Here is a 20,192-nt window from a genome sequence, read left to right on the forward strand (position 1 = left end):
AAGGATCAGTTCATGGCGTCGACCACCTTGGTCGCACTGTGGGAGCAGCGGGTCGCGAAGACCCCTGACTCGGTTGCTGTCATCGCGGGTCCGGACCGCGCCACCTATGCCGAAGTCGACCGGCGCGCCGCCGTGCTCGCCGCCGAGCTGCGCGGACGCGGCATCGGCCCGGAGTCGCTGGTCGGCGTCTGCCTGGGCCGGTCCGTCGACATGGTGGTGGCGCTGCTCGGCATTCTGAAGTCGGGCGCCGCGTACCTGCCGCTGGACCCCGGCTACCCGGCCGACCGGCTGCGGTACATGCGGGCGGACTCCGGCGCGGCCCTCGTGCTGTGCGACGCCCTCCACCGCGAGCAGGCCCGTTCGGCGGCGCAGGACGCCGCCGGGGCGGTGGAACTCGTACTGGTCGAGGAGGTCACGGCGGCGGGCCGCCCGCACGCCCCGGCGGCCCCCTGCGGTGCGGTGCGGCCGGACCACCTGGCGTACGCCATCTACACCTCCGGATCCACCGGGCTGCCCAAGGGCGTGGGCATCTCCCACGCGTCGATCGCGTCCTTCCTCACGAGCGTGGCCGAACGCCCCGGACTCACCGCCGGGGACCGCGTCCTCGCGCTGACCCCGCTCTCGTTCGACATCTCGACCCTCGAACTGTTCCTGCCCCTGACGCTCGGCGCGACCGTGGTCATGGCGCCGCAGGCCGCCAACACCGACCCGGAGCTCCTGGCCTCCACCATCGAGGACGCCCGGGTGACGGTCGTCCAGGCGACGCCGACCACGTGGCGCATGCTCGTGGCGTCCGGCTGGACCGGTGGCGAAGGGCGCGTCCTGCTCTCGGGCGGCGAGGCCCTGGACCCGCAGCTCGCCGCGGACCTGCTCGCCACCGGCGGCACGGTGTGGAACCTGTACGGCCCGACCGAGGCGACGGTCTGGGCCACCGCGGCCCGCGTCGACGCGGCGGACCGCCGGGTGACGGTCGGCAGCCCGCTGTCCAACACCCGGGTCCACGTGGTCGACGAGCAGGGCGCGGAGGTCGCGCGGGGCGTCACCGGCGAGCTGTGGATCGGCGGTGAAGGGGTCGCCCGCGGCTACCTGAACCGTCCGGCGCTGACGGCGGAACGCTTCGTCCCGGACCCGTTCGGCGGCACCGGGGAGCGCCTGTACCGCACCGGTGACCTCGCCCGGTGGACCGCCGAGGGCGACCTGGAGGTGCTCGGCAGGAACGACCAGCAGGTCAAGGTGCGCGGCCATCGCATCGAGACCGGCGAGATCGAGGCGGCCGTACGCAGCCACCCGCTCGTCGCGGACGCCGTGGTCGTCGTCGACCACGAGGCCGCGGGCGGTGCCCGGCTGGTGGCGTACGTGATCGGTGCGGGGACCGCGCCGGACGACCTGCCGGCCCGGATCCGCGACCACGTCGCCCGGAGCCTGCCGGCCTACATGGTGCCGCAGGGGTACGCCGTGCTGGCGTCCCTTCCCCGGACCCCCGCCGGCAAGGCCGACCGGGGCGCCCTCGCCGGTGTCGCGTACGAGCGGGTCCGCTCGTCCGGGCCCGTGGCCGGGGACGGCCCCCTGCGACCGGAGACCGCTGTCATCCGCCAGGTGTGGGGCGAGGTGCTCGGACTGGCCGACGTCTCCCCCCATGACGACTTCTTCGCCCTGGGCGGGCAGTCCCTCACCGCCGTCCGCGCGGTGGTCCGGCTGCGCGAGGTGCTCGCCGTACCGGTCGACACCCGGACGGTGTTCGCCCACCCGACGCCCGCCGGGCTCGCAGAGGCCCTCGGCACGATGTCCGCGGTGCCCGAGGAGCCGATCCGCCCGGCCACCCGGGCCGAGCTCTCCTTCGGCCAGGAACGGATCTGGATCTTCGAACAGCTCAACAGCGGGATCCCCGCCTACCACCTGCCGCTCGTCCTGGCCTTCCCGGACGGACGCGCCGCCGTGCCGGAACTGCAGGAGGCCCTGTCGTCCGTGGTCCGCCGGCACGAGGTGCTGCGCACCGCGCTGCGGGCGGTGGACGGCCTGGCCGAGCCGCAGGTGCAGCCCGCCGCACCGGTCCGCGTCACCCGCATCGAGACCTCCGAGGAGGCGCTGGACGAGCTGCTCACCGAGCGGATCCGCATCCCGTTCGCCCTGGACGAGGCACCGCTGCTCCGCGCGGACCTGCTGCACACCCCGCAGCGCGACCTGCTGCTGCTCACCCTCCACCACATCGCCTCCGACGGCACCTCGCTCGACCTGGTCGTGCGGGAACTGGGCGCGCACTACGCGGACCTGCGCGCCGGGCGCCGCCCCGCCGAGCCGGCGCCGCCCGTGCAGTACGCCGACTTCGCCCAGTGGCAGCGCGAGCGGCTGGACGAGGCGGAGCTGGCACGGCTGCTCGGCTACTGGCGCGAGCAGCTGGCCGGTGTCCCCGCGCTGGAGCTGCCGACCGACCGGCCGCGCCCGGCGGTCGCCGGGCACCACGGACGGCGCGAGCTGTTCCGTGTCCCCGCCCGCCTGGCCGACCGGGTGCGCGAACTGTGCAGGGCCGAAGGCGTCACGCTGTTCATGGGGCTGCTCGCACCGCTCCAGGTGCTGCTGGGCCGGTACGCCGACATGACCGACGTGGCCGTCGGCACGCTGATCGGCGGCCGGCAGCGGGCGGAGACCGCGGACGCCGTCGGGTACTTCGTGAACACGGCGGTGCTGCGCACCGACCTCTCCGGCGACCCGTCCTGGCGCGAGCTCCTCGGCCGGGTCCGCGAGGTCGCGAAGGAGGCGTACGCCCACCAGGAGCTGCCGTTCGAGAAGCTGGTCGAGGAGCTCTGCCCGCAGCGCGACCTCAGCCGCAACCCGCTCTTCCAGGTGCTGTTCGCCCTGGACGAGGAGGCCCCCGCCGGCGCCCTCACCGAGGTGTTCGACCGCAAGGAACTCGAAGGACGGCTCGGTTCGGCGAGGTTCGACCTGGCCTTCGACGTCACCGACCACGCCGCTCGGGGCGGGGACCTCTCGGTGTCGATCGAGTACGCCACCGCCCTGTTCGACCACGCGTTCGTCCAGCGGCTGGGCGCCCACTTCGTACGGGTCCTGGAGCAGATGGTGGGCGACAGCGCGGCTCCGCTGTCCCGGCTGGAGATCCTCGACCCGCGGGAACTGCGCAGCCTGTCCCGCGGCGAGCGCGCCGCGGCGCTGCCCGAGCCGAGCACCCTGGTGCACCTGTGGGAGGCCCAGGTGCGCGCGACCCCCGACGGGGTGTGCCTCGTGGGTGACGGCGAGTCCCTCACCTTCACCGAGGTCGACCGCCGGGCCGCCGCGCTGGCGCGGGTCCTGCGGTCCGAGGGGGTGGGACCGGAGCGTCTGGTGGGTGTCTGCCTGGAACGCTCGGTGGAGATGGTGGTCGCCCTGCTCGCCGTGCTGAAGGCCGGCGGCGCCTACGTCCCGCTCGACCCCGGCTACCCGGCCGACCGGATCCAGCACCTGCTGGACGACTCGGGCGTGCGCCTGGTGATCGCGGACCCCGGGCACGGCTCGGCAGCCCTGCTGCCCGACTCGGTGGCTCTCGTCCCCGTCACCGCGGGGGCCGGTCTGCCGGCGGAGCACGACGTCCCCGACGGGCCGCGGGCCGAGCCGCAGCACCTGGCGTACGTGATCTACACGTCCGGCTCGACGGGCAAGCCGAAGGGTGTCGCCATCACCCACGCCAACATCACCGCGTTCCTCGAATGGAACCAGCGGGTGTGCCGTCTCACCGGACGGGACCGCGCGCTGCTGAACCACTCGGTGGCCTTCGACAACTCGGTGTGGGAGATCTTCCAGTGCCTGGTGTCGGGCGCGCAGCTGCACCTCGCGAGCTCCACGGCGGCCTACGACCCGCAGGCGTTCCTGCGCGAGCTGTCCGGGCGCGGGATCACCACCCTCAACGCGACCCCGTCGCAGATGAGGATCCTGCTGGAGGCGGCCGACGACGTCGCCGGGGGGCTCGCGTCCGTCAGGCTGCTCTTCACCGGTGCGGAGGCCGTGCCGCACGACGTCGCGCGCCGCATCCTGGCCGCGACCGCGGAGGGCTGCGAGGTCTTCAACGAGTACGGCCCCACCGAAGCGACCGTCACCTCCGCGTACTGCCCCATCACCGAGGACCTCCTCGACCGGCACGCGCACCGCCCGAGCGTCCCGTTCGGCCGGGCCACCGACAACGCGCGGCTGTACGTGCTGGATCCGCAGCTGCGGCCGGTGGTGCCGGGATGCCGGGGCCAGCTGTACGTCGGCGGGATCGCCGTGGGCCGCGGTTACCTGGGGCAGCCCGCCAGGACCGCACAGGCCTACCTGCCCGACCCGTTCGCGGAGGAGGCGGGCGCGCGGATGTACGCCACGGGAGACGTGGTGCAGCTGCTGCCGGACGGGAACCTGGTCTTCCTGGGCCGCGACGACCACCAGGTCAAGGTGCGCGGCTTCCGCATCGAGCTCGGCGAGATCGAGTCCGTGCTGCGCACGCATCCGGCGGTCGCCGACTGTGCGGTGGCCGTACGCCGTACGACGACGGGCGTCGAGCAGCTGGCGGCCTACGTCGTCCCGGCGGACACCGCGCCGGCGGACCCCGCGCCCGTACCGGCGCACCTGCGGGCCCACCTGGCGGAGCAGTTGCCGTCCTACATGGTTCCGCAGAGCTACACGGCCGTGGACGGGATCCCGCTCACCCCGAACGGCAAGGTCGACCGGGGCGCCCTGCCGGCGCCGCAGCCGATGGCCGCCGAGCCGGTGGCCGCCCAGGACCTCACCGAGGAGCAACTGCTCGTGGCCGAGGTGTGGCAGGAGGTCCTCGGCATCGAGGGCCCCCTCGGCGCCGACGCCGGATTCTTCGAGGTCGGCGGCAACTCGCTGGCCGTCACCCGGGTCGCGGCGCGGCTGGGGGAACGGCTCGGACACCGGGTCCCGCCGGTCCTGGTCCTCCGTCACCCGACCGTGGCGCAGCTCGCCGAGGCCCTGGACGAGGCGGCATGAACGACAGCGGCACATCGCATGACCGACACCGCAGCAGCTTGACCGACCGCCCGGTCGCAAGCAGAGAGGCAAGCGTGAACAACACCGGCAAGAGCGTCGTCGTGCTAGTCGACGCGTACCCCTCCAGCTTCGCGCTGGCCAAGGCGTTCATGGACGAGGGCTGTGACGTCGTACGCGTGCAGTCCACCGTGGACGTACCGAAGTGCTACCAGGGCGATTTCGACACCTCGGCCTTCAGTGCCGACATCGTCCACCGGGGTGTGCTCGCCGATACCGCCGCGGCGGTGGCCGAGCACCGGCCCGTGGCCGTCATCGCCGCCGGTGAGTACGGCGTCGAGCTGGCCGACGAACTCAGCGAGGAGCTCGGCCTGCCGACCAACGGCCGCCGGCTCTCGCCCGCCCGGCGGAACAAGTTCATCATGATCGAGACGATCAGGGCCGCCGGACTGCGCGCGGCGCGGCAGCTGCTCGTCGAGGACGAGCGGACCCTGGCCGACTGGCACCGCGAGGTCGGCGGCCGGGTCGTGGTGAAGCCCCTGCGCAGCGCCGCCAGCGACGGCGTGGCCGTCTGCGACACCCCCGAGGAGTCGGCGGCCGCACTGCGCGGCATCCTGGGCCGCACGACGGTCTTCTCGGAGACCAACACGGCGGCCGTGGTCCAGGAGTACCTGGTCGGCGGCGAGTACGTCGTGGACACGGTGAGCCGGGACGGCCGGCACCGGGTCACGGACGTCTGGAAGTACAGCAAGATGTCCGTCCCCGGCGTGCGCGACCGCATCACCGGCGGGCACCTCGTCCCCGAGGACTCCCCGGTCCGCCGCGTCCTGGTCGACTACGCGTCCGACGTCCTGGACGCGCTCGGGATCCTGCACGGTCCGGCGCACCTGGAGATCATCGTGACCGAGGACGGGCCGTGCCTCGTCGAGGTCGGGGCGCGCATGGCGGGCGCGAACACCCCGTACTACGCCGAGCTGGGCGCCGGGGAGTCGCAGATCGGCTGGACCGTGGAGGCGTACCTGCGCCCCGAGCGCTTCCTCGCCGAGTACCGGCGCCCGTACCGCTTCGAACGGCACGTGTCCGTGTGCTGGCCGACCGCGCCGCGGGAGGGCAGGCTCGTCCGCTACCCCCTGCTCGACGTGGTCAAGGGCATGGAGAGCTTCAACAACGTGGAGACCTTCATCCGGCCGGGCGAGGTCATCGTGCGCACCGTCGACGACTCCACCAAGACCATCGCCGTCGGTTTCGCGCACTCCTCGGCCGAGGTCGTCGAACGCGACTTCAACGCGATCTGCTACCTGGACGGACCGGGCTTCTACGACGTGGAGCGCGCATGAACAGCAACGTACTGACGGAAATACCCGGGTTCCCGCCCTTCGATCCCACGCATCCGGTGGAGAACGCGGTCATCACGCGCTTGGCCGGCAACTGGCACCGCCGGGCGACGGTGAAGCGCAAGGAACCCGAGCTGGAGGACCTGTTCGAGGTCGACCGTCCCGACTACCCGGAACACCTCGTCCCGTTCGTCGGGCACCCGGTGTGGGAGGCACTGGACCCCGAGGTCCGCAGCCGGATCCTGAGCTGGGCCTGGCTGGGCTACAACAAGCACACGGTCCTCGCGGAGCAGCGGGTGGTCAACCCGGCCTTCGCCTACCTCATCGAGGGCGAGTTCCCCTCGCTCGGGGGGCCCGCGCTCGAAACCTCGCTCGCCCAGGCCATGGTGGACGAGCAGTACCACACGCTGATGCACCTCAACGCGAGCACGATCACCCGGCAGAAGCGGAACATCACCCTCCCCGACACGGTGCTCCCGGCCCCGCACCTGGTCCAGCGGCTCGCGGAGCTGCGGGACGGCTGCAGCGAGTCCTGGGAGAAGAAGCTCACGACGCTGGCGTTCGCGACGGTGTCGGAGACCTCGATCAGTGCGTACCTGCACCTGCTGTCGAACGACCGGGACATCCAGGTCATCAACTCGACGACGGTGGCGCTGCACAACCGCGACGAGATCTGCCACGCGTCCATCACCGGGGAGCTCGCGAAGACCGTCTACGACTTCCTCTCCAGGGATCAGCAGCGGTTCTTCGTCGACACCCTGATCACGGGCCTCGAGGCGTTCGTCGCCAACGACTACGGGACCTGGCACCGGATCCTCACGATGCACGGGGTGCCCCGCGTGGACGAGATGATTGCCGAGGTCCAGCACGACGCGAATCGCAAGAACCTCGTGCGTGACTTCAGCGGTCTGCGCTCGCTCCTTTCCGATATGGACCTGCTCGGTGACGTCGACTGGGCCTGGGAGGACGGGAACTAGGCCCGCCGGGCCCGTTGCGGCCCGTTCACTGTCGACGCGAGAGGCGTTATTCGTGTTTTCCACTTATCGGCGGCTGTTTTCCGAACCAGGAATCCGGCCCCTCATGGTCATCGGCCTGCTGGCGAAAATGCCGGGCCTCGGTATCTCCTCGGTCCTCATCCTGCACGTGGTGGGGAACATGGATCTCGGATTCGGCGCGGGCAGCCTGGTGGCCGCGTTCTGGACGGCCGGCGGCGGCCTCGGCGCCCCGCTGCAGGGCCGCGGTCTCGACCGCTACGGACTCCGCAGGGTCTTCGGCCTGCTCGTGCTCGTCCAGGCCCTGTTCTGGGGCACGGCGCACTTCCTGCCGTACCCGGCCCTGCTCGCCGCGGCGTTCGTCGGAGGCCTGACCACCCTCCCGGCCTTCACGGTGATCCGGCTCGCCCTGGCCAACATGGTCACCGAGGAGAACCGTCACACCGCCTACGCGGTCGAGGCCATCACCACCGACATCGCCTACATGGCGGGCCCGTCGATGGGCATCCTGCTCGCCTCGATGGCCTCGCCCACGATCGCGTTCACCGTGATGGGCGCGATGCTCCTGGCGGTCGGCGCGGCCTATCTGCTGCTCGACCCGCCGCTCAAGCGGGCCCGGCCCGCCGAGGGTCCGAGGCCCGGCCTGCGCAGCTGGCTCACCGGGCGCATGCTGTGCGCGCTCAGCATCACCGTCGCCACCTCGATCGCCGTGATCGGGTTCGAGGTCGCGGCGATCGGCACGCTCCAGCGGTACGACCAGCTCATGTGGAGCTGGCTGCTGCTGGTGCTCGCCGGGATCGCCTCCGTGCTGGGCGGCTTCCTCTACGGAGCCATGCGCAAGCCGCCGTCCGTGTTCGTGGTGGGCGCGGCGCTCGGCCTGCTGTGCATGCCGATCGGGCTCGCGACCGAGTGGTACTGGCTGTGCCTGATCGCCGTTCCCGCCAACCTGCTGGTGGCCCCCGCGCTGTCGGCGAGTGCCAGTGCCGTGAGCGGGCTCGCGCCGGACGACAGCAAGGGCGTGGCCATGGGGTCGTACGCCAGCGCGCTGCTGATCGGCAACGTGATCGGGTCGCCGCTGGCCGGCACGGCCCTGGAGCTCGGCGGACCCGCCGTCTCCTTCGCCGTCATCGGCGCGGTCGCCGCGGCGCTCGCGGGCCTGGCCTACCTCTGCGACCTGCGGTTGCGGAACAAGCAGAACGATCTGTCCGCCGGACGGGACGGACAGCTGGAGACCTCGGGAGCCCCACAGTGAAGATCGCGATAGTCGACGGCTACTCGACCGGCAGCCTGCTGGTGAAGAAGCTGATCGAACGGGGCGTGGAGTGCCTCCACGTCCGCAGCCAGGAAGTACCGCCCGCACGCCTGCTCCCCTCGTTCGTGCCGGAGTACTACGCGGCCGATCTCGGCCACTTCCCCGACCCGGCCGATGCCGTGCGCGCGTTGAAGGAGGCGGGGGTCGACCGCGTGGTCGCCGGGACCGAGTGCGGGGTGGTGCTCGCCGACACGCTGGCGCACGAGCTCGGCCTGCCCGGCAACGCGTTCGACGGGGTCGAGGCCAGGCGCGACAAGTACGCGATGGCCGGCCGCCTCACGGACGCGGGTCTCGCCGCACCGGTCGGGTTCAGCACCACCGACCCGGACGCGGCCGTGGAGTGGTTCCGCGCGGCGGGCACCACCGTCGTGGTCAAGCCCGCCGCCAGTGCCGGCACGGACAACGTGCACATCTGCTCGACCGCGCAGGAGGTGCGCTCCGCCTGCGCGGCCGTCATGCGCAGCAACGACTACTTCGGCAACCCGAACCCGTCGGCGGTGGTGCAGGAGTTCCTCGTCGGTACCGAGTACATCGTCAACACGGTGGCCGTGGACGGCGTGCAGAAGGTCTCCGACGTCTGGCTCTCGATGAAGACCGACGGCCCGGCCGGTGCGCCCCTGTACGACTACCAGCAGCCCCTGCCGATGACCGCGCCGCACGTCCGGGAGCTGGTCGACTACGTGGTGTCGGCCGTCACGGCGCTCGGAATCACCGACGGCGCCGCGCACAGCGAGGTGATGCTCACCGCGGACGGCCCGGTGCTCATCGAGACCGGGGCGCGGCTGATGGGCGCCATGCTGCCCGACGTGATCGAGCGGCACTCGGGCACCTCCCACGTCGACCTGCTCGCCGTCGCCCTCACCGACCCGTCGGCGTTCCACGCCTTCCAGGACCAGGCGGTGCGCTGGGACGGCTACGTCCGCAACATCTGGCTGATCAACGGGGATGCCGGCACCTCGGCGGCCTGGCACGACCGCTTCCGCGCCCTGCCCACCTTCGACCGGCTGGTCACGGGTGTCCGCGCGGGCGCAGCGATGGCGGCGACCGTCGACATGGCGACCTCCCCCGGTTTCGTCTCCCTCACCGCAGGTACGGAGGCCGAGCTGGACCGCGATCAGGCGGTGATCCGGTCCATGGAATCCGCCGGAATGTATGCCGGGGTTCCGATTTCCCCGTGAAGGGCGGAAGACCGCCGCCACTCCCGATGCCGATGCCGTCCGAGCCCGACCGCCCGGACGGCATCGGCATGTCGTCGACTCCCGTCGACATTCGCACTACACAACCGCTCGATTCGTACTTGAGTACCCGCTCCTAACGTCTTCCCGGTGAAGTTGTATTCGATCCGGATCCGATTGATGGCCGCCGTCGCCAACTCCGTTCGAAGATTGGATGTGTTCTCGGGTGCTCATCAGCCGAAATGAAAGCGACCGTTCATGGCGAGAGGTACGGGCTGCCTGCGCGAGTGTCGTACAGGAGCTGCGGGCCCGCGGAGTCGATGAATCCCACCGGGTTCTGCTCTCGTCCGCCAATTCCGCGGCCTCGGTTCTGGCCACGTTCGCGCTCATGGAGATCGGCGTCTCCGTCGGACTGGTCGACCGCGGGGTGACCCCGAACCAGTTCGCACGTCTGGTGGCGGAGGCCGACGCGGACTTCTTCGTCTCCGACCACGAGGAGCCGGCGGCCGCCTTCGAGAAGCTCGACGCCCGGTGGGTGCCCCTGCAGGCGCTCGCCACGGCGGCGGAGCACAGTGACGGCGAGCCGGCCGAGCTCTCGTTCGAGCGGTGGGCGCAGCGCTCCGACGCCCTGATCGTCTGGACGTCGGGCAGCCTGGGCCGGCCCAAGGGGATCGTGCGTTCCGGCAGCTCCGTACTGGCCAACGTGTCGCGCACGCAGGACCGCATGCAGTACACCGAGGCGGACGTGCTGCTGCCGCTGCTGCCCTTCACGCACCAGTACGGTCTCTCGATCCTGCTGCTGTGGTGGCAGACGAAGGCCCGCCTGGTCCTGCTCCCGAGCCGGCGCACGGACCTGGCCCTCGACGCCATCGTCGACCTGGGCGTCACCGTCGTGGACTCCGTTCCCGCCGTGTACGAGGGCGTGCTGCGCCTGCTCGACCGCGGACACACCAGCACCACGCTGCTGGAGTCGGTACGCATGTGGTGCGTCGGCGGCGAGCCGCTGCAGGACGATCTCCTGCGCCGCTTCACCGAGCAGCTGGGCAAGCCCCTGCTCGACGGGTACGGCAGTTCCGAGGCGGGCAACATCGCACTGGCCGCGCCCGGGAACCCGGTCCACTGCGGCCGCCCCCTCCCCGGCATCACCGTGACCGTCGTCGACGACGAGGACCGCCCGGTGCCGGCCGGAGAGATCGGCGAGGTGATCGTCCACTCCCCCGACCTGATGGTGGGGATGCTGGAACCGGGCGGCCGGGTCCGCGAGACCCAGCGCACCGTCCACCGCACGCAGGACCTCGGCTTCCTCGACGAGGACGGCAATCTGCGGGTCCTCGGCCGCAAGGCGGCCGTGCACCGCTTCGGCAACACGCTCTACCCCGACGCCATCACCGCCAAGGCCAGCGAGTGCGGCCGGCCCGTACGCGTCGTTCCCGTGGAGAACGGCCGCTACGGCACGGACCTCGTCTTCGTCGTCGCCGACCCCGAAGCACGGCCCGCCGCGCACTGGCGCCGGGTGTTCGCCGATCTGGTGGCCGAGTTCGAGCAGCCGAACAAGGTGCTCGTCGTACCGGAGTTCCCGGAGCACACCAACGGCAAGGCGAACCTCACCGCGCTGGGCTACATGGCCCAGGCGGCCCTGCGCAACCGCGAGCAGAAGACCGAAGCCCCGAAGCAGACCGGTCCCGCCATTCCCTTCGCGGACCGGATCACGGTCCTGCAGGACGTGGCCCGGCTGCTGAGCGAGCGCCGGACCGAGATCCTCGGCATCCTCACCGAGGTCTGCAACCACCGCACGGCCACGGACGAGATAGACGCCTCCATCGAGGCGCTCGAAGGCGCGGTCGCGGAGGTGGCGCGCTACGGCCCGCAGGCGAGCCGGCTGACCAGCGTGCTGATGCCGTCGAACATCCCGCTCTACGGCTACATCCTCTACGTCGTCATCCCCAGCCTGTACAGCGAGAAGATCGTCTTCCGCCCGTCCCGGATGATCGGCGACCAGACCCGCGCCCTGCACAAGCTGATCGGCACGGTCCACGACCTGCCGCTCGTACTCGACGACAGCGGCCAGCGCGAGTTCATGGAGCAGGTCGGCAAGAAGTCCGACGTCCTCGTCTTCACCGGCTCGTACGAGAACGCCGAGGCGATCCGCGAACAGCTGCCCCAGGAGACGGTGTTCTGCTTCTTCGGCCAGGGCATCAACCCGTACATCGTGGGCGCCGACGCGCACCTGAACCGGGCCGTCGACGGCCTGATCAAGGTCCGCATGCTCAACTCCGGGCAGGACTGCTTCGGCCCGGACGTCGTCTTCGTCCACACCTCGGTGAGCGCCCAGTTCTGCAACCTGCTGACGCGGCGGGTCGAGGCACTGCGCCACGGCGCACCCAGCGACGCCACGGCCGACTACAGCGCGCTGTTCTACGACGAGGCCTTCGAATCGACGCTGGACTACCTGCGCAGCAAGCGCGAGTTCGTCGCCGCCGGCGGCCGCATCGACTTCGTGGACCGCCACGTCCGGCCCACCGTCCTCATCCACCCGACGGACACGCAGTTCCTGCCCCCCGAGATGTTCGCCCCCGTCTTCAACGTGGTGCCCTACTCCTCGCAGGAGTGGCTGAACGAGCTGCTGCGCCACCCCTACTACGCCGAACGCGCCATGGCGGCCTCGGTGTTCGGAACGCTGCCGGACACCGTGGAGGCCCTGCGGGAGCGCCACATGGTGAGCGTCGACGAGACCTTGATCGAGATCGAGAACGGCAACAAGCCCTTCGGCGGCCGGGGCATCCGCGCCAACTACGTCTCCGTCGGCCGCAAGCGGCACACGGAGCCGCTGCTGCTGTCGAAGGTCGTCGCCTCCTACCTCCCGGGACAGTCATGAGCAACGAATCGAACACGTCGGCGGCCGCCGCCTGGACCACCGCCGCCGCGGTCCTCTCCGCCTCGGGCGTCCGCACGGTCTTCGGGCTGCCCGGCGACGACATGTACGCGCTGGAGGCTGCCCACGAGGCCGGGATCCGGTTCGTCCTGTGCCGCGACCAGCGCAACGCGATGTTCATGGCCACCGGATGGGCGATCCAGTCGGGAGAGGTCGGCGTCGCCGTCGTCGGCAAGGGTCCCGCGGTGACCAACACCGTCACCGGGCTGCTCGAATCGGCCGCCTCCGCGGCCCCCGTACTGCTGCTCAGCGGCGGCACCGGGGCCCAGCACCGCGGCAGCGGGGCGTTCCAGGAACTCGACCAGCTCGCCGTCGTCGCCCCCCTGGTCAAGTACGCGGCCCGGGTCGACCACCCCGACCGGCTGGTGCCCACCCTCCGGCGCGCCCTCCTGGTCGCCCGGCACGAGCGGGGCCCCGTGTACGTGGAGCTGCCGGAGAACCTGCTCGCGCAGGCCACGGCCCTCACCGCGGCGTCCGCGGCGGCGCCGGACCCGGCCGAGACCCCGGAGGAGATCGTCACGCCGGCCGACTCGGCGGCCCTGCGGGCCCTGCGCGCGGCCCGCCGCCCGGTCCTCCTCGTCGGCGGCGGCACCCGCCACGAGAACCACGGCCGCGAGCTGGAGCGCCTGGCCGAGCGACTCGGCGCGGCGGTGTTCAGCACGGCGTCCGGCCGGGGTGCCGTGGACGAGGCGTCACCACTGTTCTGCGGTCTCGCCGGCCTCTACACGCCCGAGCAGGCGGCCCGGCTGTGGCAGGAGACCGACTGCGTGGTGGCCCTGGGCACCCGGCTGGAGGAGACGGCCACCTTCCAGTGGCCCGCCGCCATCGGCGACGAGGTGCCCGTCATCCAGGTCAACGTGGTGGCGGCGGACTTCGCGACCACCTTCCGGGGACCCAAGGTGCTGGCTCCCGCCGGGGCCACCGTCCGTTCCTGGCTGGCACACCTGCCCGCGCGGGACGCGGACGACGAGTGGACCACGGCCGTGCGCGCCGTGCACACCGAACTGCACGCCGCGCACCGCGAACTCCTCGCGGAGCTGGCGGGCTCCCCGGAACTCCACATCGCAGAGGTCCTCGCGGCTCTGGACGCGGAGCTGCCCGCCGACCGGATCCTGGTCCAGGAGAACGGTCTGCAGGACATGTGGTCGTACAAGTTCCCGCTGTACGCCTGCGCGTCGGGGGCCGGATCCGTCGTCCCGTCCGAGCAGACGAGCCTGGGCTTCGGCGCGGCCGCCGCGCTCGGCGTCAAACTCGCCGCGCCCGAGCGGCCGGTGGTGGCGTTCGTCGGCGACGGCGCGTTCGCCATGGCCGGGGTCGACCTGCCCACCGCGGTGAAGTACGGCGGCGGCCTGCTCTACGTGGTGCTGCGCAACGGCGGCTACGGGTGGCTGCAGGTCCAGCTCGACCAGCGGGAGAACCCGGTGGGCGACCACGCGTTCGTCGACCCGGAGGCCGTGGGCGCCCAGGCCCCGCAGCTCCCCGGACTGCACCAGGTGACCCTCTCGGACAAGGAGTCCCTCGCCTCGGAGGTGGCGCGGGCCTGGCAGAAGTGCGCCGCCGGTGAAGTGGTCGTGCTCAACGTGCCGGTGCGCCTGACCGACGCGATGTTCGGCGCCGACGTGGCCGGCGGCGACTTCCCCCAGATCGGGGCGGCGGGCGATGAGTGAGGCGCAGAGCGCGGCACCGGCCCGCACCGGATCCTCCCGGAAGGTCGTGATCACCGGCTGGGGGGCCGTCACCCCCCTCGGCCTGTCCGTCGACGAGACCTGGGACGCGCTGACGGCCGGGAAGAGCGGCATCACCGCGCTGACCGGCGTCGACACCACCGGCCTGGCCACCGACTTCGGCGGGGAGGTCAAGGGCTTCGACGCGTCCCGCTACCTCGACACCCGCCGGGCCCGGCGCACCGACCCGTACGCGCAGTACGCCTTCGCGGCCGCCGCCGAGGCGATGCGGCAGGCCGGTCTCGTCCTGGACGAGACCACGGGGCAGCGGACCGGAGTGCTGATCGGCAGCGGCTACGGGCCGGTGACCTCCACCGCCAAGCACCTGATGGCGCTGGTGGAGCACGGCCCCCGGAAGGTCAGCCCCTTCGCCCAGATCACCGGCGCCATGGACAGCGCTGCCTGCGAGATCAGCTTCGAGTACGGGGCGACCGGGCCGACCAGGGCCCTGAGCACGGCCTGTGCCTCCGGGGCCGACGCGATCGGCGAGGCGGCCGGCTGGATCCGGCACGGCACCGTGGACGTCGCCGTCGCGGGCGGCGCCGAGCACATCCTCACCCGGGTCGACCTGGCCACCAGCGGCAACGCCCACGCGCTGTCGACGCGCACCGGCGACCCGGCCGGGGCCTCCCGCCCGTTCGACGAGGACCGCGACGGCTTCGTCATGAGCGCGGGCGCCGGCGTGCTGGTCCTGGAGGCCGAGGAGCACGCCCTGGCCCGCGGTGCGACCATCCTGGCCGAGGTGGCCGGATACGCCTCGACCTCGGACGCGCACCACTGGACCGCGCCCCACCCGGAGGGGCGCGGCGCCCGGACCGCGATGGCGCAGGCCCTCGCCGACGCCGGACTGCGGCCGGCCGACGTGGACTACATCAACGCGCACGGCACCTCCACCCAGGCCAACGACCGGACCGAGGTGGACGCGATCCGGTCGGTCTTCGGCAGCCACGCCGAGCGCATACCGATCAGCTCGACCAAGTCGATGACCGGGCACATGATCGGTGCCGCGGGTGCCGTCGAGGCCATCGTCGCCGGTCTGGCGATCCGGCACTCCGTGGTCCCGCCGACGATCAACTGCCACCGTCCGATCGACGAGGACCTGGACTTCGTACCCCACGAAGCGCGGGAGCGGCGGGTCGACGTGGCGATGAGCAATTCGTTCGGCTTCGGCGGTCACAACGCCGTTCTCGTCCTGCGCGCCTGGGAGGCCCCGCATGAGCACTGACGACGGCGCCGCCGTGACGCTGCCCGCGTACGGCATGCCGGTAAGGGGCCTGGCGAACGGCGAGACCGACTCCGACGGCTATCTGCGCCGGAACCCGGCGGAGATGGCGTGGAACCTCTTCCGGGTCCGCGGCCCCCTCGACGCGGCGCGCCTCGCCGCCGCCGTGGAGCGGGTCACCCTGGCCACGGACGTCCTGCACCTGCGCCTGCGCGCGACGCAGGAGGGTCCGCGGCTGGAGCGGCAGCGGCCCGCTCCGCTGGAGCTGGAGACCGTGGAGCTCCCGGCCGTCGTCACCGACGGCCGGCTCTCCCCGGAGGCGACCGCCTTCCTCGCACCGGTGTTCTTCGGCAAGCCCGACCTGCGCCGCGATCCCGTCGGCCGGGTCTGCCTCCTGCGGGCCGCCGGCGACGACACCGGGCAGGAGCAGCTGCTCGCGTTCTCCTTCGACCACTCCGTGATCGACGGCTGGGCGCTCGGGCTGCTGACCCGGGCCGTCGCCGGTGCCTACCGGTCGGGCGAATACTCGGTACGCGGCCGGGGGTTCGCCGCGTACCTCGACGACCTGCCGGAGGAACACGTACGCCTGCAGAGCCTCGCCCGGTGGACCGATCTGCTCCGGCCGCACCCGCTGCCCGGTCCGGCCCTGCGGCTGCCCGGCGGTGGCGCGGCGCCCGAGCAGTTCATGGGCGACGGGACCTTCGACGGTGCGCTGCCCGACCGGCTCGCCGCCGACCTGACGGGCGCGGCCAACCGGACCGGCCTGAGCCGCGCCGAGGTGCTGTTCGCCGCGACCGCCCTCGCGGCGGGCCTGTGGGCGGACGGGGCGCAGGCCCTGCTCAGCCTGCGGCACGGCCATGCGAAGCCGGAGGACGTCCTGGTCATCGGCCCCCTCGTGGAGCCCTGCGTGCTGGTTCCGCCGAGCCCCGAGCCCCGGACCGTGGGTGACTGGATCACCGCGCACTGCCGGGCCAACGAAGCCCTGCCGCCCACCTACGGGCGGTCCATCCGGGAGGTGGCCCCGCTGGCGCCGCGCAACGTCGGGGTGAACGTCCTGCCGCCCGCGCGCCCGCTCGTCCTCGGACCGGGCACGAAGGCCACGACCGCGGCGCGGGACTTCCTCGCTCCGCTGTGGGAGGGGGAGCGGCCCGCCGGCCCGGCCACCGCGGCGGTCTGGATCAACTACTACATGGACCGGCCGGGCACCGTCGAGGCCACCATCACCTACGACACCCGCGTCCTGCCGGACCCCGAGCCGCTGATCGACGCCGTCATGGCCGTGGCCGCCGCCGCCGCGCACGAGCCGGAGCTCGCCGTGTCCGAGCTGCGCACCCGCATCCGTTGAGAAAGGTGGACCCGTTGTCCGCACGAACCGGCCTGCTCGAAGGAAAGACCGTTCTGGTCACGGGCGTTCTCACCGACCGCTCGATCGCATTCCACGTGGCGCGCAAGGCCCAGGAGGAGGGAGCACGCGTCGTCCTCACGGGCTACGGCCGGCTCTCCCTGGTCGAACGGATCGCCCGGCGGCTGCCGGAGCCCGCCCCGGTGATCGAACTGGACGTCACCGACGACGAGCACCTGGCCACGCTGGAGAGCCGGATCCGGGAGCACACCGACCGTCTCGACGGGGTCCTGCACGCGGTGGCCTACGCGCCGCCCGGGGCGCTGGGCGGCGGCTTCCTCAGCACGACCCGGCAGGACGCCACGACCGCGTTCGAGGTCTCCACGGTCTCCCTGCAAGCCCTGACCGCCGCGCTGCTCCCGCTGCTGGGCCCGGGATCCTCGGTGGTGGGACTGGACTTCGACTCCCGCCAGGTATGGGCGGGTTACGACTGGATGGGCGTCGCCAAGGCGGGCCTGGAGGCATGCGCGCGCTACCTGGCCGCGTACCTGGGGGAGCAGGGCATCCGGGTCAACCTGGTGGCCGCGGGCCCCCTGCGGACCCCGGCCGGGCGGGCCACCTACGACGAGGGCACCGATCCCGACGAGGCCGAGGCGGTGTGGGACCTGCGCGCGCCGCTCGGCTGGCGGGCCTCGGACTTCGAACCGGTGGCGAAGGCCTGCACGGCCCTGCTTTCGGACTGGTTCCCGGCGACCACGGGGGAGATCCTCCACGTCGACGGCGGAGCGCACGCGATCGGCGACGGCGGTGTCCGTGTCCACGCCCGCTGAGTCCGTGCCGACCGGGTCCGTGGGCCCCGTCGAGGTGACCGGTGAGTCCATCGCCGCGTTCGCCGACGCGATCGGGGATCCCCATCCCGTGTACCGGAGCGCGGCGGCCGCCCGCGAACGGGGGCACCCGGATGTGATCGCACCGCCCACCTTCGCCGTGCGACTGGCGGCGCAGGCGGAGGCGGCCGTCCTCGCACGGCGGCCCCTCGGGTACGACTTCGCGTCCGCCGTCCACCTCGCCCAGGACTACCGCCATGTCCGCCCGATCCGGAAGGGCGACGTCCTGACCGCTTCCGCCCGGCTGGTCCAGGCGCGCGAGGCCCTGGGCGGGGGTCTGGTCTCGGTGGAGGTGACGGTCTCGGACCGGGACGGAGCCACCGTGACGGTGTCCACCGCCCAGGTCCTGTCCCGTCGGCCGGCGCCGGAGGACGCGGACGTGGACGTGGACATGGCCGAGACCGAGACCGAGACCGGCGAGGAACGGCAGACGCCGGATCAGGCGCTGGCGGAGCTCATCGGCCGGGAGGACTTCATCTGCCTGGGAGCCAAGGCGGCCCTGCGGCGCGGCGGCGTCTTCCACCGGCACTGCGGCGAGCTCGGCAGCCCTTCGGGCGTGCTCGACAGCCTGGCCGGCCTGGGCGATTTCCTGGAGTCGTTCGAACCCGGCGACCGGAGCTTCTCGTCCTTCGTCGCCACGTTCGACAGCATGCCGGATCAGGCCGAGCAGGCCTTCGAGGAAGCGGTCTGGGGCCATCTGCAGGGCATGCACGACCGGGACAGCCTCCGTCACGGATGGAGCGAGCAGTACGACTCGGATCCCGCGTCCCCACGGTTCGCCTTCTCCGTCCAGGGCCACCCCTTCTTCGTGGTGGGCCTCCATCCCGGCGCGTCCCGGCCGAGCCGCCGATTCCGGCTGCCCGCGCTGGTGTTCAACTCGCACCTCCAGTTCAACGCGATGGGCCGCAACTTCTTCAGGATGCGCAAGAAGATCAGGCAGCGGGACGTGACGTTCAACGGCTCGGCGAATCCGAGCCTCCTGACGTACCGGGACGAGGCCCGGCACTACAGCGGCCGGATGACGGCGCCCGGGTGGGGGTGCCCCTTCGCCCCGCAGGACGGCGGGGACGCCCGCGACACAATGGCCGGATGACGGACGAGGTCTTTCTGATACCGGCCCGGCCGACCGCCACGGCCGGACTGCTCGCCGAGGCGGCCGCCCGCCGGGGGATGGCCGTCCGGTCCCTCGGCCCGGACTTCGGCGAACTCGCCGGCCGGGCCGTGCACTGGTGCGGTGGTCCGCACGCCGCCGCGCGCGTGGCCGGGCCGCTCGGGCTGGGGCTGCTGGAGCCGCCCGACGACTGGCTCACGCGGCTGCCCGGGCGGTTCACGGGCCGCCGGATCGAGCTGACCACCCTGGGCCGGGCGGCGCGGGAGCTGACCTGCTCCGGGCGGCCCGCGTTCGTGAAGCCGCCGCGCGAGAAGTCCTTCCCGCCCGCCGTGTACGGGCCCGGCTCGCCGCTGCCCCCGTCCCTGCCCGCCGCCACCCCCGTGCTGGTCTCGGAGGTGGTGGACTTCGCCGCCGAGTACCGGCTGTTCCTGCTCGACGGAGAGATCGCCGCCGGGAGCCGGTACGCCGTCCACGGGCGCCTCGACCCCGCCCCCCTCGACGAGGACCCGCGCGGGGCGGACGTACGCGGCTTCGCGGCCGCGCTGCTCGCCGCGACCGGCAGGGACCTGCCGAGCGCCGTCACCGTCGACGTCGGCCTCGTCGGCGCGACGGGCCGGTACGCCGTGGTCGAGGCCAACATGCCGTGGTTCTCGAACAGTTACGCCGCCCGGCCCGAGGCCGTCCTGGACGTGGTCCTGCGCGCGGCCGGCCCGCGGCACCGTGTCCGCGCCGCCGACCTGCCGTACGTGACCCCGTGAGCCGGGGGAGGCCGCGGCCCCGGCTCAGCCGGTGAAGCCGAGGGCCAGGGCCACGACCGCCGGGGCCGCGTAGATCACCGGGAAGGCCACGTGGGCGTAGGACTTCGCCCGCAGCACCGTGATCACGGCGCCCGCGAAGTACAGGGCGACCCCGATCGCCGCCGCGATGCCGATCGCGGGGACGAAGACCCCCACCGCGAGGCCCACCGCGCCGGCCGCCTTCGCGGTGGCGAGCGCGGTCCACCACGAACGCGGCACCCCGTACTCGGTCAGCGGCTCCACGACCCACTTCGCCCCGAGGAACATCGAAGCCGCCGAGAATCCGACCATGAACGCGCCGACCAGGGCGAAGACAACAGCGGTGGTGGACATCCGAGCTCCCTATCGGGCGGGCGCCGGTGCGGACTCGCTCCGGTCTGTCTCCAGCCTGCT

At 72.5% G+C, this 20,192-nt stretch carries 13 protein-coding genes; 12 read left to right on the plus strand and 1 reads right to left on the minus strand.

What is annotated here, in order from left to right; genetic code table 11:
* The first annotated feature begins 12 nt into the window (after positions 1-12).
* The 12 genes from ACXNSR_RS18635 to ACXNSR_RS18690 all read left to right on the plus strand — a co-directional run bounded on the left by ACXNSR_RS18635 (position 13) and on the right by ACXNSR_RS18690 (position 19,760).
* Complete coding sequence (locus tag ACXNSR_RS18635; RefSeq protein WP_458643091.1) at positions 13-4,974, plus strand: amino acid adenylation domain-containing protein; 4,962 nt, start codon at positions 13-15, stop codon at positions 4,972-4,974.
* 74 nt (positions 4,975-5,048) lie between these two features.
* Positions 5,049-6,308 (plus strand): ATP-grasp domain-containing protein, encoded by a 1,260-nt coding sequence (locus ACXNSR_RS18640; protein WP_458643092.1) that lies wholly within the window; start codon positions 5,049-5,051, stop codon positions 6,306-6,308.
* The gene (locus ACXNSR_RS18645; RefSeq protein WP_458643093.1) at positions 6,305-7,282 is read left to right on the plus strand and encodes an AurF N-oxygenase family protein; all 978 of its coding nucleotides are present in this window, start codon (positions 6,305-6,307) and stop codon (positions 7,280-7,282) included. The genes ACXNSR_RS18640 and ACXNSR_RS18645 overlap by 4 nt, the downstream gene beginning before the upstream one ends.
* A gap of 103 nt (positions 7,283-7,385) precedes the next feature.
* Positions 7,386-8,549: an MFS transporter gene (locus ACXNSR_RS18650; protein WP_458643094.1), complete on the plus strand. Its 1,164-nt coding sequence runs from the start codon at positions 7,386-7,388 to the stop codon at positions 8,547-8,549.
* Positions 8,546-9,787, plus strand: a complete 1,242-nt coding sequence (locus ACXNSR_RS18655) for an ATP-grasp domain-containing protein (protein ID WP_458643095.1) — start codon at positions 8,546-8,548, stop codon at positions 9,785-9,787. The genes ACXNSR_RS18650 and ACXNSR_RS18655 overlap by 4 nt, the downstream gene beginning before the upstream one ends.
* A gap of 211 nt (positions 9,788-9,998) precedes the next feature.
* Positions 9,999-12,659 carry an aldehyde dehydrogenase family protein gene (locus ACXNSR_RS18660; protein ID WP_458643096.1) on the plus strand — a complete coding sequence of 887 codons (2,661 nt, stop codon included), beginning with the start codon at positions 9,999-10,001 and terminating at the stop codon, positions 12,657-12,659.
* Positions 12,656-14,383, plus strand: a complete 1,728-nt coding sequence (locus ACXNSR_RS18665; RefSeq protein ID WP_458643097.1) for a thiamine pyrophosphate-binding protein — start codon at positions 12,656-12,658, stop codon at positions 14,381-14,383. Before ACXNSR_RS18660 ends, ACXNSR_RS18665 begins: the two co-directional genes overlap by 4 nt.
* Positions 14,376-15,665, plus strand: coding sequence for a beta-ketoacyl-ACP synthase II (fabF, locus tag ACXNSR_RS18670; protein ID WP_458643098.1), 1,290 nt, complete (start codon positions 14,376-14,378; stop codon positions 15,663-15,665). Before ACXNSR_RS18665 ends, fabF begins: the two co-directional genes overlap by 8 nt.
* The gene (locus ACXNSR_RS18675; RefSeq protein ID WP_458643099.1) at positions 15,655-17,007 is read left to right on the plus strand and encodes a condensation domain-containing protein; all 1,353 of its coding nucleotides are present in this window, start codon (positions 15,655-15,657) and stop codon (positions 17,005-17,007) included. Before fabF ends, ACXNSR_RS18675 begins: the two co-directional genes overlap by 11 nt.
* A 14-nt stretch (positions 17,008-17,021) precedes the next feature.
* Entirely contained in the window at positions 17,022-17,834 is an 813-nt protein-coding gene (gene fabI / locus ACXNSR_RS18680) for an enoyl-ACP reductase FabI (RefSeq protein ID WP_458643100.1), read from the plus strand.
* Positions 17,818-18,984: a guanitoxin biosynthesis heme-dependent pre-guanitoxin N-hydroxylase GntA gene (gene gntA, locus ACXNSR_RS18685; RefSeq protein WP_458643101.1), complete on the plus strand. Its 1,167-nt coding sequence runs from the start codon at positions 17,818-17,820 to the stop codon at positions 18,982-18,984. Before fabI ends, gntA begins: the two co-directional genes overlap by 17 nt.
* Positions 18,981-19,760, plus strand: coding sequence for an ATP-grasp domain-containing protein (locus ACXNSR_RS18690; protein WP_458643102.1), 780 nt, complete (start codon positions 18,981-18,983; stop codon positions 19,758-19,760). The genes gntA and ACXNSR_RS18690 overlap by 4 nt, the downstream gene beginning before the upstream one ends.
* 24 nt (positions 19,761-19,784) lie before the next feature.
* On the opposite strand, the gene ACXNSR_RS18695 is transcribed toward ACXNSR_RS18690, so the two are convergent.
* Entirely contained in the window at positions 19,785-20,132 is a 348-nt protein-coding gene (locus tag ACXNSR_RS18695; protein WP_458643103.1) for a DoxX family protein, read from the minus strand.
* Positions 20,133-20,192 lie beyond the last annotated feature (60 nt).

The organism is Streptomyces sp. NC-S4 (genome assembly GCF_054353315.1).

What these genes read in the sequence shown, in the direction of transcription:
- ACXNSR_RS18695 (WP_458643103.1), bottom strand. Translation starts at nt 20,132, where the DNA reads ATGTCCACCACCGCTGTTGTCTTCGCCCTGGTCGGCGCGTTCATGGTC.
- ACXNSR_RS18690 (WP_458643102.1), top strand. Translation starts at nt 18,981, where the DNA reads ATGACGGACGAGGTCTTTCTGATACCGGCCCGGCCGACCGCCACGGCC.
- ACXNSR_RS18650 (WP_458643094.1), top strand. Translation starts at nt 7,386, where the DNA reads ATGGTCATCGGCCTGCTGGCGAAAATGCCGGGCCTCGGTATCTCCTCG.
- ACXNSR_RS18660 (WP_458643096.1), top strand. Translation starts at nt 9,999, where the DNA reads ATGTGTTCTCGGGTGCTCATCAGCCGAAATGAAAGCGACCGTTCATGG.
- fabF (WP_458643098.1), top strand. Translation starts at nt 14,376, where the DNA reads ATGAGTGAGGCGCAGAGCGCGGCACCGGCCCGCACCGGATCCTCCCGG.
- ACXNSR_RS18635 (WP_458643091.1), top strand. Translation starts at nt 13, where the DNA reads ATGGCGTCGACCACCTTGGTCGCACTGTGGGAGCAGCGGGTCGCGAAG.
- ACXNSR_RS18675 (WP_458643099.1), top strand. Translation starts at nt 15,655, where the DNA reads ATGAGCACTGACGACGGCGCCGCCGTGACGCTGCCCGCGTACGGCATG.
- ACXNSR_RS18665 (WP_458643097.1), top strand. Translation starts at nt 12,656, where the DNA reads ATGAGCAACGAATCGAACACGTCGGCGGCCGCCGCCTGGACCACCGCC.
- ACXNSR_RS18645 (WP_458643093.1), top strand. Translation starts at nt 6,305, where the DNA reads ATGAACAGCAACGTACTGACGGAAATACCCGGGTTCCCGCCCTTCGAT.